This window comes from Pseudomonas sp. SJZ074, assembly GCF_007828215.1.
GTDB lineage: Bacteria > Pseudomonadota > Gammaproteobacteria > Pseudomonadales > Pseudomonadaceae > Aquipseudomonas.
The window spans coordinates 286872-300428 of record NZ_VIUE01000002.1 but is presented as its reverse complement, the minus strand read 5'-3'; the positions used below and the strand labels follow the sequence as shown (position 1 = coordinate 300428).

Below are 13557 nucleotides of genomic sequence, written 5' to 3'. Positions count from 1 at the left end.
CGCCGGTGCACAAAGTAACGGGCATTGTCACTGCCATGACGAGCCGATTTTTATACGTGCTTGCAGATAGCCATCAAGTCGCGGCTGACAGCGCTTTGTGTTGTTGCACCAGTTGCTGGCGGTCGATCTTTCCATGCAGCGTCACGGGGAAGGTCTGACAGAAGTACATGGATTTCGGGATCATGTAGGCGGGTAGCTGTTCTGCCAGAAAGCGGCGCAGTGCTTCGCGGTGGGTCGCATTGTCCTCGCGCAATTGAACGAAAAGTTGCAGGTCGATGACCTTACCGTCGTCCTTTATCGGTACCGCGCAACATTGGATGACCTCCACACAGCGGCACACGCTGCTTTCAATTTCAGCCAGTTCGACCCGATTACCGTGCAGCTTGAGTTGGTTGTCATCCCGGCCGTGGATAAACAGGGATTGATTTTCGTCCATGAACCCCCGGTCGCCAGTCGCGTAGTAACGTCCGAACTCGTCTTGACCGAAGGCGTCGTTACGCGGGTCGTCTTCAGGCTGATAGCCCAACGCGACTTGCGGGCCGTACAAGCGCACCTCACCCATTTCGCCAGGTGGCACGCTGTCGCCGTCGGCATCGACAATCCTGACCCGGGTCAACCCGCAAACCGGACCAAGGGACAGCAGGCCCGCGCTGTGTTCGGGCGGCTGGCCGAGCGCAAAAGTGTGAGTCATGCCGGTGGTTTCGGTCGGGCCATAACCATGCATCACCTCCAGGCCTGGGAAGCGAGCCTGCAACTGGTGCACCAAGCCCAGCGCAGCGCGTTCGCCAGCCACGAAGAATCTCTTCAGATCTGGCAACTGCTCCCGACTGAACAACGGATCTTTCAGCATCAAATCGATAAAGCTTGGTGTAGAAAACCAGCTGGTGACCGGGCACTGCGGGTGACGCGACATCAGGCGGATATTTTGTCGGGGCAGCATATTGTGTCGATGGTCCAGCATCAGCAGGGCCCGACCTTGGCTAAGCACCGGGAAGAGGTCCAGCAGGCCCATGTCGAAAGAGAAGCAGGCATGGCTCACATGGCATCCGTGAGAGATGCCGTCGGCAATCAGCGGGCTGTACCAGCTCGAGAAGGCGGCGAAGTTCTCATAGCTGACGATCACGCCCTTCGGCTCACCGGTACTGCCCGACGTCGGAAGGATATAGAACGCTGGCTGAGTCAGTTCCGGTTCAAGTGGCAACGAGGCCGGGTCGCCATTTTCCAGAGTCGACAGGACTCGTTGCGGCCAGCGGTCCAGGCCCTCCACTGGGTGTGTCGTGGCCGTGAGGATCAGTTCGGCGCGGATCAGGTTGGCAATCTTTTCAACCCGCGCTACAGGGTTGGATTGATCGACAAAAGTAAAGCAGCATCCCTGGCTGATGCAGGCCAGCATTGCGGCCACGGCATCCAGTTGCTTATGACCATGGACCAGTACGTTACGGCCCGCCCATGGCGCTAACAATCGGGCAATCGCGGCGGTGCGCAGGCCCAGTTCGGCAAAGCTGTAGATACCTTCCTGGTTGATCAGCGCGGTCGCGCTGTCCTGATATTTCAACCGCTCAAACAGTGGTTTGATTTGCGATAAAAACATACTTCTCTCCTTTATCCATAGCCAGTTGCCGGGCGACTGAACGATCCAGTTTGCCGTTATGATTCAGTACGGTGCGGGGGGTGCTGTACCAATAACGCGGAATAGCCCACGGGGGGAAATGGGCCTGCATGGCGTTGCCAAGCTGCGACAACTCGCAACCTGGATTGAGGATCACGCAGGCCTGGATCGCCTCGGCATTGCCCTTGCGCCAATAGGGTTCGACCACCACGTCAACGACCAGGTTACGATCGCGCAGGAAGTGTTCGATTTCATGCAGGTCAATGCGGTGTCCCTGGATTTTGACCTCGCCATCTTCGCGCCCCAGGAAGTAGTACCAGATGCCATCGAACAGACCGATATCACCCGTGGCGTACGTGGCTTGTCCATCCTGCCGGCTGAAACTGGCCTGACGCGCAGGCGCCGCATTGAGATAGCCTGGGCCGACGCACTCACCACTGATCAGCAGTTGCCCCCGGCCGCATGCGTCCACGGGGTCGGCCAGGCGCAGTGCCGCTCCCGGCCTGGCGTTGCCTATCGGCAAGGGCAGGGGCGAAGCCAGCATGTCCGGGGTGATCACCACCCGTGAAACCGCCACGGTACATTCGGTAGGGCCGTATGTATTGATCACTTGGCAGCCTGGAAAACGCGCCCATAACTGGGTAACGATCGCTTTGGGCAGCGTTTCGCCGCAAAAGATAAAACGCTGCAAGTGCGTCAGTGCCTGGGCATTGAAGGTCGGGTCCAGCAGATAGAGACGGACCATCGACGGTGTGGAGACCCAGCAGGTCAGTGCCATTTGCGCGTGTTGGGCGATCACCTTGCGGGTGTTGATCAAATCGCGATGGTCGAGCACCGACAGGGGTTGCAGGAACTGCCAGGCGAGCCAGATTTCAAACAGCGAAACATCGAAGCAGTACCGCACATTTCCGGTGATAGCCCCGTCGAGCGCAAAGTCGCGGCGTATCCAGGCCAGGAAATCGACCAGATTGGACAAGCTGATTTGAATGCCCTTGGGCTCCCCGGTGGTGCCCGAGGAAAACATAATGTACGCCAACGGGATTGCGCTCGCGTTATCGAACCGCCTCCGGGTCGCCTCCAGTAAAGATTGCAATACGTCGTCTTCATGGCGCCGCCAGGGCAGGGCGGCGAGGGCAATGGTCTTGGCACTCGCGACGAACAGGGGGAGCGCGTCGGTGTTCAGGATCAGGCGTGCACCAACCGTCTGAACAATGCGCTCCAGACGCTCGGGAGCGTTATCGGATTCAACCGGCACAATCGGACAACCACACAGAATGCAGGCCCACCAGGCCGCCAGGAAGTCGAAGGACTTGTGGCCATAAACCAGCACCGGCGCCAGGGGACTTTCGCTGACAGGCTGCTGCCGGACTATCTCAGCGGCGATCGCCTGCGCACGCTGGCTGAGCGCACCATAGCTGTACGTCCGTGAGTGGTGGCACCAGGCGGTCTGCGCCTGATCCTCAAAGCGCATGAACACCGTGATGAGCTCAGACCAGGCGTCCATTCACGCCGCCCGGTTGGCGAGCTGAAGCTCAATGAAGTTCGACAAACTGCCCACGGTTTCGAAGTGCTGGAACTCCAGCGTGGCCGGGTCGAGTACCAGGTCCTCGATGCGCTCCTCAAGGTACATGATCAGTTCGATATACAGGCCGCTTTCAAATCCCAGGTCACGTTCAAGATGGGTTCGGGCGCTCAGTTCCGAGAGATTCGAGGACTCCAGAACCAATCCAATGGCTTCAATAATGGTGGACGTATGCATGATGACTCCCTGTGTGTTGTGTGCACCCGACGTTGAGGTTTTTTTCCTGGCGCGGCAGGAGAATGGCTAATTGGCCTCGGTCAACTTTCCCATTGTTGTTTTTGGGTAACGCATCACTGAAGTAGTAGCGGTGTGGCCGTTTGTAGGCTTCAAGATGGGCCTGGCAAAAGGCTTTGAGTGGCGCGATGTCCAAAGGCTCGACGCACTCGATGCAGGCCACGATCTCATCGCCATGAATAGGGTGGGGGACGCCAATGACGGCAACCTGCAACACGCCCGGGATTCGTTTGAGCACACCCTCGACTTCCCTGGGGGCGACTTTTTCGCCATGGGTCTTGAGCATGTCATCTTTGCGCGACAAGAAATAAAGCAAGCCCTGCTCATCCAGCCGGCACACGTCGCCGGTGTACAGGACCGACTCGCCAGGCAGTGGGCCCGGCCGCAATTTGTTCGCGGTCTGCTCCGGGTTGCGCCAATAGCCGCGCATTACCGTAGCGCCGCGGATCACCAATTCACCGGTGGCGTTGCTACGGTGTGCCACGCCGTCATCGTCCACGACCCAGAGTTCGGTGTTCGGGATGGCGTAGCCCACGCTGTCTTTGTGTTTGGCCAGCAGCGCAGGAGGCAGCCAGGTACAGCGGTGGCATTCGGTCAGCCCGTACATCGAGAAAATCTCGGCCTGAGGGAAGAGCGAAAGCAACAGGTCGATGTCGCTGGGGTGCAGGGCCGCCGCGGTGTTGGTGATTTTGCGCAGGGAGGAGAAGTCATAGCGCTTGGCCAATGGTGCGATGAGCGCCAGCAGCGTGGGGACGATCGGCAGCACGGTGGCTTTGTGCTTGACCAGCTGTTTAAGGGCAAAAAGCGGGCGGCTGAAATCCTTCTCGATAATCAGCGTTGCGCCAACCTTGGCGGTCATGATCGCTTGATACAGCCCGTAGTCGAAGCTCATGGGAATCGTGCAGAAAATCCGGTCGCTTTGCGCCAATTGCAAATAGGTGGCGACAGAGTCTGCCGCGCTGAGCATATTGCGCTGGGTCAACATGACCCCTTTGGGGTCGCCTGTGGAGCCCGAGGTGTAGATCAGGCACGCCAGGTCGATATCCAACGCGTCTTGCACAGGCAACGGCGTTGCCAGATCCTGTGTCGCTATCTGTTGCAGAGACAGGAGTGACGAACCGCTCTCTTGCGCATCGGATGCTTTATCGAACAACACCTGCAGGCCGGGGTTGCCTGGTGCCGCTGCCAACGCCGCGGCCTGCCCGGTCTGGGCGATCAATAAACGCGACGCGGCGTTATCGAGCAGCCAGGCGACCCGCGCCAACGGTGTCTCCGGATTTACCGGAACGAACACAGCCTGCAAATATTGCACTGCCCAGAAGCAGACGACGAAATCGACCCCGCTTGGCAGCCATACCAATACCCTGTCGCCGCGCTCAACCTGTTGCTGGCGCAAGTAGGCAGCGGTGTTGATCACGCGTTGGTGGAGTGAGGCCCAAGTCACCGCCTGTTCACCTTCGATCAGCGCCGTTTTTTCAGGAAACTGGTGCGCAGCCAGCGCCAGCCATTGGGTCAAATGGTTCGTGCTCATGTCTCATCCTCGTGATTCAGTTCAAGAACGATGGCTGCAAAAGTGCCGGCGACGCCGGACGCCAAGGCCAGAATGGGGGCCACGGCGGTGGCGTCATCGCGGTGCGTCAGGAGACTTTTCAAATTGACGAACGCATCGCTGCAAAAGCAGTGTCCCAATTGGTAGAGATGACGACGGAAAATGATGTTCCGGGCAAAGCCGGCACCGTCGGCGATCCTGTCAAAGGTCGGTGGGCTAATGTGGTACGGGATCAGCGTACGCAGCTCTTCAGGACGCCGTCCTGCGTGCCGCAGCGCGGTGTGGACGGTCTCGAGCATGGTGGGGATGAAGGCGTGATCATAGGCATTCTCACGCTCGCGATCCGTCGCCCGCATGCGCGTACCATAGGCGGCCAGTTGCTGGACGTGCACAGCGCTCAGGCGCAACGCGCCGGGCGAAGGCGTCGCGCTGAGCAGGGTGGCGCAAAATGCTTCGCCGAAATAGCCATTTTGATTGGCGTATTGCACCGTGTCGTGGAAGCATTTCTCCCCAGTGATCAATAACCCACAAACGTTATCCTGCCGTGTGTGTGCCGCAGCGAGCTTGGCGTCGAGAAACTTCAACCCAACCAGCGCCGATGCGCACGACGCTTGGGTGATGGAGAAAAACTCAATCTGCGGGCGCCCCAGAAATGTCCGCATATCGCTTGCCAGGCTGGGGACCTGGTCAAAAGGGCTGGGGCCATTCAGAGAATGCGCCCAGGCCACATAGCCAATTTTCTCGAACAATGCCGGGGGACATTCGGCCCGGAACCTTTGCAACAGCTGCATGATCAGCTCAGGCAACGCCTCGCGCTCAAACAGGCTGGCCGATTCCATCCGATGAAAACGACCAAAGATCTTGCTGTTGCGCTCACCCCAGGCATATTTCTCCGCCAGGGCGGGCAGGGGCGTGAGACTCGCAGCGACCAGGCTGGTTATCGTATGGATATACATGCTCAAGCCTCCGCCACGAAGCCTGCGCAGACGAGATGTTTGCCCTCCGGCAGCAGCCATAAAATGCGTTGGCTGCTCGTCGCAAGCTCTTTTGTGCGGACCCAGGGGGCCGAAGAGAGCAGCGTCTCATCCCAGGTCTCGATGCGGTGAGTTGCCAGCTGCGCATGTTGACGCAATTGCTCGGCAAAACACGGCGTGGTTAGGATCAGCAGGGGAAGGAGATTTTCCCCGGAGGTGAACATATCCAATGTGACGAGCAGGGTATCCAGTGTCGGATGCGTGCCTGGAAAAACGATTTTTCGATAATGTTTGAACACGATGCTTGCGGGCTGGCCGTCGGTACGTTCGCCTGGCAGGCTGCGCAACATCACGACGCAGGCACTGGGCGCAGGATTTAAACGGGCCAGGGCGGGGCTGTCATACAGGATGGCATCCTGGTCAGCGATCAGCAGCAGAGCCCTTTTCCCCTGGCTGCCATGGTTCATGTCGCCGAGGTAATCCTCGATGACTTGCAGTGCCAGGAACGTACCGCTCAGGCCATGATCGCTGATGGCCATACCGAAGGCGTCGTGGGCGCCCGTCTCATGAATAATGGCATTGGTCACTGAGCAGCCGACCTCTACGTCCGGCGTCCAGTGGGTCAACACCACCAGATCCAGGTCATTGAGCACGACGTGGTTATCCAGTTCTTTGACCAGTTGCTTGAGCATCGTCCTGAACGTCAAGTCTTGCGCGGCGTACCAGCGCAGGGCATGGGCGTCCTGGGCCTGACCCGAGTGACCATGAGAGCGAAAAAAAGCGTTGACGAAGTCTTTCACTACGTTCAATTGCCCATCGTCTACGGCAGGTGCATCGTTTTTTCTTTCAAACTGGCGCCACAGGATATGGGAAGTCGCGAACTCCAGAGACATGGCGATTCCTTCAACCGTGGGCCAGGGATAAACATTGGTACACCTGGGGAGCCAGCAGGGTGTCTACGCTGTCCGCCGCGCGGATCAGAAAAGCCTGGTCATTTTCGACAAGTACTTCTGCCGGATGCCCGAAACTTAAAAAGCTCACGGGTGATGCGCTGGCACCGTAGGCGCCGGAATGCCCGATACCGATCAAATCCCCCGAACGAAGTTCGGCCAGCAGGACGTTTTCGCCCAATAGATCAGTGGGCGTGCACAGGGGGCCGGTCACTTGGTAGCGATGCTGATCATTGTTCCGCCGAGGCGGGCCAAGGCGCGCCATCGGAAAGTTCCGGCGGATCAAGGAATTGATGCCAGCCGCACTGCCGTGGCAGTTGGCACCGCCGTCACACACCGCAAACCACTCATCACGGGATGGCTTGAGGTAGTTGACCCGAGTGACAAAGATACCTGCGCGCGCAATCAGGAAGCGGCCCAGCTCGATAACGATCTTGCAGCGCGGAAAACGTTGGCGGTAGTTATTCACCACAGGGAGCAGTGCCTCACCCAAGGCGGCCAGGTCAAGTGCCTTTTCTTTGTCGAAATAACGCACGCCAAAGCCACCACCGACGTCCACGAAGTCGAGGTCTATTCCATAATCCTGCTGAAGCGTGGCGGCCAGTGCCAGGATGTTTTGCGTGTTGTTAGCCAGAGCCTGCCAGTCAAGAATACGGGTGCCAAGATAAATATGAATCCCCGCCAGGCGCAGTTGCACAAGTTTCCCGAGAACAGCAAATGCCTGCGGCAGCAGTTGTTCATCGATACCAAATTGCCGGGGCTTGCCGCTCATCACCAACTTGGCTTTTTCGCCGGTGAAGTCGGGGTTGATACGCAGTGCAATGTTCTGGACCACGCCCAGGCCAGCGGCAATATCATTGAGTAAATGCATTTCTTCGATGGATTCGACCACCACCGCTTTAATGCCGGCAAGGCAGCATTGCGTTAGTTCATTGATGTGCTTGCCCGGCCCGACGAAAATAATATCGCCGGGGGCCACACCCTGGCGCAATGCAATCTCCAGTTCCACCAGGGAACACACTTCACAACCCGTCCCGGCCTGATGCAATAGAGCAACCAACGTTTTATTCGGGTTGGCCTTGAGGGAATAGAAATAATCGATGCCTTGGGGAAGGATGCGTTTAAGCTCGGCAAAATCCGTTTTTATCTGCGTGGCGCTGTACGCATAGAAAGGCGTGGGCACCTTGTCCGCCAGAAGCTGATAGGGCACGCCTTCGATCTTGTCGGTGTGAATGTACTGACTATCAGGAGCTAAAGCTGACATGGCCGAATTTTCCATTCAATAACGACTCGATTCGATTGATATCTTTAAAGTTATCGAACAGATCATCATCGAGAATATCAAAGAAACTCTCGGCATTGCCTTCGCAATTGTCGACCCATTCACCAATGGCTGAAATAAGGCCAACTAGATGTATGGAGTCCAATAACCCCTGCGGTCCGTAGATTTCCGCACCGTGATTGATGGCTTGGAGCTTGTCCTGAGCGACTCCGATGTTTTGCAGCGAGGAAAGTATGAATGCCCGTGTCGTTTCTGATGGAACGCTCATGAAATGATCAACCCTTTAAACGTCGTAAGAGTGATCATATCTTTGGCGGGTAGTGGGATTTGCTTGAGATTGCAGTGGGAATCTGCCTTGGACTCTTGCGGGTATCTTTGGCTATTGGTCGACGTCAGAGGAGGGGATAGGAATCAAGAAGGGAAGGAGACCTGACACTTTCTGTATTCGTTCTGCCAGAGCTGACTTGAATGATTCTAAGATTTAGTCTGTTGAATTGATGTGGCCGAATCCAGTTGTACCGATGCATCAGATAATGGCTGAAGTCTTGGTGCGCTTCTCGGGCCGTCATGCTTGAGGCCTGCCACGCTGTTCGTAAGCCATATCCAACGCCTTGATGACCAGATCCGCATCCGGCTTGTTTGACAGCGCCCAACCCACAATTCGGCGTGCGTAGAGATCCAGAACGACAGCCAGGTAATGCCATTTCCGTTGGGCCCAGATGTAGGTGATGTCGCCACACCAGACTTGATTCGGTGCCGGAACATCAAACTCTCGATTCAAGATGTTCGGAATGTCAGGCCGCTCCACCGTCGCTGCGGAGTCACGCCGTTGCGCTCCTGCTGGAGTTGGTTAACCCAGCGACGTAATGCAGACTCGACCACCTCTAAGGAAGGATGTGAGGATGGTAACGCAAGAGGCTGATTTTTCACCGTCCGGGGTTTTGTGCAAAACCGACCGGGGGTTAGTGGAAGTGGACAAGTCATGAACATATCTGACATAGCATCTGGTTTAACATAATATACATTATGCGTAACAAGATATTACCAACCCCGACCCTATATGAGCCTCCATCGTCCCAGCATTAGCTGGATTTCCATTCAGAACGCCGAGTACCTCGACATGTCGCTACATTTGAGATTCAACTCACACGCTACCGGCTCAGCTCTTGTTCGGCGAGAAAGTCCGTGCAAGCCTTGTCCAGCTTTGAACCTTGGAACCGGCAAAAAGCACCTACAATCGTTTCCTTCATTCGGACCATCATGATGCAGCGTTTCTTGCCCCTGGCTTTATTCCTCTTGTGCAGCCAGGCCATGGCGTACCCAGCCCTCGAGGACACTGAGCTCTACACTCAAAAAGCCAGCAACTGTGAGGATGTCGACCTCAACATCTGGCAGCATCCAGCGCGAACCGTGCTGGAAAAAAACGGTATCAAGCTGGAACGGGTCCAGCTATGCAATGGTGGGCGCTATCCGATCTTTCTGGGTGAAGTCCCGTACGATCCGCAGGGTCAGACCAAGGATTTCTTTTACCCTTTGTACGAGCAACTGCGAAAGGCAAACGGCAAGTGGCCCTATGTACTGGTTGCCAGCAATTATGGCGAGATGGTGTATGTCAGCTACCCAAGGAGCGATTCGATCTCCCTGGCCTACGAAAACTTTGAGGCGCCCTAACGCTGGCTGACTGCGCGCGGAAACGAGTTCTGCAGTCCTTCTACCCTGCCCCGAATTGCCTGGGTTTTCCTTCGGATACAGAGAGTTGTGCGATCACGAGATGCCAGGCATGGCTGCAGATTCCCCATAGCAGTTAACCGCTCGCCTGTAGAAAAACGCCAACATAATGGCGCCTGTTTCGTCCACAATCATCAGTGCTCGAAAAAGTGACGTTTTCCCGACGGAAGGTATTAAAACGCCGTTGCTGGAGATTCGAAGGAAGGATCATCATCCGCTTGTCACTGCTACTCGCTTAAGCCTTCCCGGGCTTTTGCAAGACACTTCAATTGCATTGCTTCTATGGGAGCAACATCAGGATGATGACCGTATACGTTATGGTTATGACCCTCTGCAGGGGTGACGAAGGCTGCGTGGACGTGCGTAAAACGGAGCCGACCTATGCCACTAAAGAGTTGTGTATGGCGAAAGCCAGGGACATAACGCCCCGTAAGGGTGTGAAGTTCAAATGTCGCAGCGAGCGGTCGTGGGGGCCGAGCAAGGTTCCCGGTGCGGATACCTTGGACAGCGTTGTCTCGACAGACGCCAAGCGACAACCTTGAAAACCGGCTCAACCGCTCGGCATATCCAAGTCGAGCAGCGCCGCCCCCAACGCCTTCCCATGGGCATCGAGTGCCAACGAACGGGTGACACCACCGCGCAAGACACCGGGCAAGACGAAGTTGAGCGCGTACACCCGATGAAGTTCATAGCGCTGTATCGCTGGTCCATGGGGGGGTAGCAGTTCTGCGAAATGCTCGGCCACCCGCTCCGCCGTCAGCCATTCGCACAGGCGTGGATAATCTTCGGCGTGGAACGCGATCACGGAAATATTGGACGTGTCGCCCTTATCTCCCGTACGGGAATGGGCCAGGTCACGCAGTTTAAGACGACTCATTGTGCGTCCTCCGAATGAATCTGTACGCTGACGGCGTCCCGTGGCAGCAACAGCGAAGCCACTGCTACCACTTCACGCACGGATTTGCTCGCTCCGCCACCGCCGTAAGGGCCGTTGGTGTAGAGGGTTTCCACTTCGTTGCCGATCCGCACGGCCTCGGCGCGATCGGTACAACGGGCCGCGACCCGCAGGCGTACCTCCCAAGGCTCACCGTCCAGTCGGGAACCCAGCTCAGTGCCGTGCAAGGCATCGACGCCGATCAACTCGGCGCGGATTTCCTCATAGACCACGCCCGTCAGCTTCAAGCGTTCCAGCACGATTTCCCGCGCCAATCTGCCTCGCGCCAAGGCACCCGGTCCGCCATAGGACATCTGGCCTTCGCCGATCCACCCGTCGAGATAACCCGCTGACACTTTGAGCGATGAAGGTCGCTCCCGGCCATCGGCGCCCTGGACCTGCACCCGATCCGGTCCTTGGAGGGTAAACGACACTTCGGAAAAGTCCGCAGTGACGTCCGGTGTGAGGTATGCCGCGGGGTCGTGCACTTCATAGATCATCTGTTCGGTGCAGGTCGCGGTATCGATGCGCCCGCCTGAACCTGGGACTTTGCTGATCACCGCATGGCCTGTCGCGTCCACTTCGGCGAAGGGAAATCCCAGTCGTGCCAGGTCCGGCACATCCTTGAACCCAGGATCGGCAAAGTAGCCACCGCTGATCTGGCCTGCGCATTCGAGCAAGTGCCCGACCAAGGTGCCGCGGCCCAATCGTGACCAGTCGTCCGCGGCCCAACCGAACTCGAACATCTGCGGCGCGAGGAACAGTGATGGATCTGCCACTCGACCGGTGATGACCACGTCGGCATCGGCCTGCAAAGCCGCGATGATGCCTTCCACGCCCAGGTAAGCATTGGCCGAGATCAGGCGATCGCCCAATGAAGCCAGGATCATGCCGTTGTCCAGCGTCCGGGCTGGATCGGCCAGTAGGGTCGCGAGCACATCGTCGCCGCTGACCGCAACGACTTTAAGCCCGGATAACCCCAGTCGTTCGGCAATGCGCCGCACTTCCCGCGCCGCGCCCAATGGGTTGGCCGCGCCCATGTTGGTGATCACACGCAAGCGCCGGCGCCGGCCATCGGCACCACGACCGACAAAGGGCAGCACCCGATACATACGCTCGCTCAACAGCGGATCGAAGCCGGCCTGCGGATCGAGCAATCGCGCTTGTTGCGCCAGGGCAATGGTACGTTCGGCCAGGCATTCGAACACCAGATAATCCAGCTCGCCATGCTCGGCCAGTTCAATCGCCGGCTCGATGCGATCCCCGGAGTAGCCGGCACCGGAGCCGATGCGTAAGGTTTTCATTCAAAAGACTCCAATGAGCTGCGCCGTCACCGTCATCAGCACCGAGGCGGCGAACAGAAAAGGAATGGTGAAACGTTGATGATCGGCCAGTTCGATCTTGCACAGCCCCACCAACAAGAAGGTCGCCGGGGTCAGTGGGCTGACCGGGAACCCGGTGGTGTGAACACCCAGCAGCGACGCCTGGGCCACTTGCAGGGGATCGACACCCAGGGCACGGCCGACTTCGGCTATTACCGGCATCACGCCAAAGTAGAAGGAGTCGGGATCGAACAGCAGGCTCAGCGGCATGGAGATGAACCCCACGACCATCGGAATCAACTTGCCGTGCCCGGCGGGAATCTGCGCCACGGCCACCTCGGCCATGGCCTTGAGCATGCCGCTGCCCTGCATGATGCCGGTGAAGACCCCGGCGGCCAGGAGAATGCTGGCCATCGTCAGGGCGGTTTTCGCATGGGCGTCGATGCGTGCCCGTTGGGCGTCGACGTTGGGATAGTTGATGCACAGCGCCAGCACCGTGCCGAGCATGAACATCACCACCGGATCCACCACGCCGGCAATCATCACGCCCATCACCACCACGGTCAGTATCAGGTTGATCCAGAACAGCCGTGGTTTGCGCAAGGCGATTTCGGCCTCGGACAATACCCGCTGCGGTATCACCTCAACCCCTGCCCCGGCGCCTAACCCCAGGCGTTTTTCTTCGCGACGGCCGAGGAACCAGGCGCAAGCAAAGACGAACGTCAGGCCAACGATCTGCACCGGAATCAGCGGCTGGAACAAGTCGGCCACCGGCACGTGCAAGGCCGCTGATGAGCGCAGCACCGGTCCGGTCCATGGCAGGAAGTTGACCCCGGCCGCCATCGCCGTGACGCAAGCCAGGATACGTTTATCCATGCCCAGGCGCGTATACAACGGCAGCATGGCCGGAATGGTCACCAGGAAGGTCACTGCGCCGGAGCCGTCCAGGTGTACCAGCAGTGCCAGCAACGCGGTGCCTACAACAATGCGCGTCGGGCGGGTGCCGACGCGTTTCAAGATACGGTCAATGATCGGGTCAAGCATCCCGGCGTCGGTCATGACACCAAAGAACAGAATCGCGAACACAAACATCCCCACCACCGGGGCGACGTTCTTGATGCCGGTGATGATGAACGCGCTGGTTTGCAGGCCAAAACCCCCGATCAGTGCAGCGATGATCGGTAACGCGATCAGCGCAACCAGGGGCGACAGGCGTTTACTCATCACGCAGATGAGCAGACAGAGAATGGTAATGACACCGAGTATGGCGAGCATGGGTGGGTCCTGTTCGGCATTTCTGTCCGCGGTGGCGATGAAATGCGCTGTTGTTGTTTTCACCGAGTATTGGAATTGCCGGTATTCTTTGTAAATTGAAATGTTCGGCTGTCTATGT

At 57.8% G+C, this 13557-nt stretch carries 12 protein-coding genes and 1 pseudogene; 1 reads left to right on the top strand and 12 read right to left on the bottom strand.

From position 1 onward, the window contains the following. Window positions 1-73 precede the first annotated feature (73 nt). The 9 genes and pseudogenes from FBX99_RS03650 to FBX99_RS03610 all read right to left on the bottom strand — a co-directional run. Window positions 74-1591: an AMP-binding protein gene (locus FBX99_RS03650; protein ID WP_144922303.1), complete on the bottom strand. Its 1518-nt coding sequence runs from the start codon at window positions 1589-1591 to the stop codon at window positions 74-76. Beyond that, window positions 1560-3113 carry an AMP-binding protein gene (locus FBX99_RS03645; protein ID WP_144922300.1) on the bottom strand — a complete coding sequence of 518 codons (1554 nt, stop codon included), beginning with the start codon at window positions 3111-3113 and terminating at the stop codon, window positions 1560-1562. The genes FBX99_RS03650 and FBX99_RS03645 overlap by 32 nt, the downstream gene beginning before the upstream one ends. Beyond that, window positions 3114-3368 (bottom strand): phosphopantetheine-binding protein, encoded by a 255-nt coding sequence (locus FBX99_RS03640; RefSeq protein WP_144922297.1) that lies wholly within the window; start codon window positions 3366-3368, stop codon window positions 3114-3116. Continuing rightward, window positions 3346-4956, bottom strand: a complete 1611-nt coding sequence (locus FBX99_RS03635; RefSeq protein WP_144922294.1) for a class I adenylate-forming enzyme family protein — start codon at window positions 4954-4956, stop codon at window positions 3346-3348. Before FBX99_RS03635 ends, FBX99_RS03640 begins: the two co-directional genes overlap by 23 nt. Continuing rightward, a complete protein-coding gene (locus FBX99_RS03630; RefSeq protein WP_145130642.1) occupies window positions 4953-5930 on the bottom strand; it encodes a 3-oxoacyl-ACP synthase in 978 nt (325 codons plus the stop codon). Before FBX99_RS03630 ends, FBX99_RS03635 begins: the two co-directional genes overlap by 4 nt. A 2-nt stretch (window positions 5931-5932) precedes the next feature. Next, window positions 5933-6841 carry a hypothetical protein gene (locus tag FBX99_RS03625; RefSeq protein WP_145130640.1) on the bottom strand — a complete coding sequence of 303 codons (909 nt, stop codon included), beginning with the start codon at window positions 6839-6841 and terminating at the stop codon, window positions 5933-5935. A 10-nt stretch (window positions 6842-6851) separates the two neighbouring features. Then, window positions 6852-8162, bottom strand: coding sequence for a diaminopimelate decarboxylase (locus FBX99_RS03620; protein ID WP_145130637.1), 1311 nt, complete (start codon window positions 8160-8162; stop codon window positions 6852-6854). Beyond that, window positions 8143-8448, bottom strand: coding sequence for a hypothetical protein (locus FBX99_RS03615; RefSeq protein WP_144922282.1), 306 nt, complete (start codon window positions 8446-8448; stop codon window positions 8143-8145). Before FBX99_RS03615 ends, FBX99_RS03620 begins: the two co-directional genes overlap by 20 nt. A 124-nt stretch (window positions 8449-8572) precedes the next feature. Continuing rightward, a pseudogene (locus tag FBX99_RS03610) lies at window positions 8573-8994 on the bottom strand (DDE-type integrase/transposase/recombinase); the annotation flags it as partial. 371 nt (window positions 8995-9365) lie between these two features. On the opposite strand from FBX99_RS03610, the gene FBX99_RS03605 reads away from it, so the two are divergent. After that, window positions 9366-9851, top strand: coding sequence for a hypothetical protein (locus tag FBX99_RS03605; protein WP_256662446.1), 486 nt, complete (start codon window positions 9366-9368; stop codon window positions 9849-9851). Window positions 9852-10458: 607 nt separating this feature from the next. Here FBX99_RS03605 and FBX99_RS03600 read toward each other — a convergent pair. Genes FBX99_RS03600 through FBX99_RS03590 form a run of 3 tightly spaced genes read right to left on the bottom strand, consistent with a single transcriptional unit; the run spans window position 10459 to window position 13439 of the window. Then, a complete protein-coding gene (locus FBX99_RS03600) occupies window positions 10459-10785 on the bottom strand; it encodes a hypothetical protein (protein ID WP_144922279.1) in 327 nt (108 codons plus the stop codon). After that, window positions 10782-12146, bottom strand: coding sequence for an acyclic terpene utilization AtuA family protein (locus FBX99_RS03595; protein WP_144922276.1), 1365 nt, complete (start codon window positions 12144-12146; stop codon window positions 10782-10784). Before FBX99_RS03595 ends, FBX99_RS03600 begins: the two co-directional genes overlap by 4 nt. Next, window positions 12147-13439 carry a CitMHS family transporter gene (locus FBX99_RS03590; protein WP_144922273.1) on the bottom strand — a complete coding sequence of 431 codons (1293 nt, stop codon included), beginning with the start codon at window positions 13437-13439 and terminating at the stop codon, window positions 12147-12149. Between the last annotated feature and the right edge of the window lie 118 nt (window positions 13440-13557).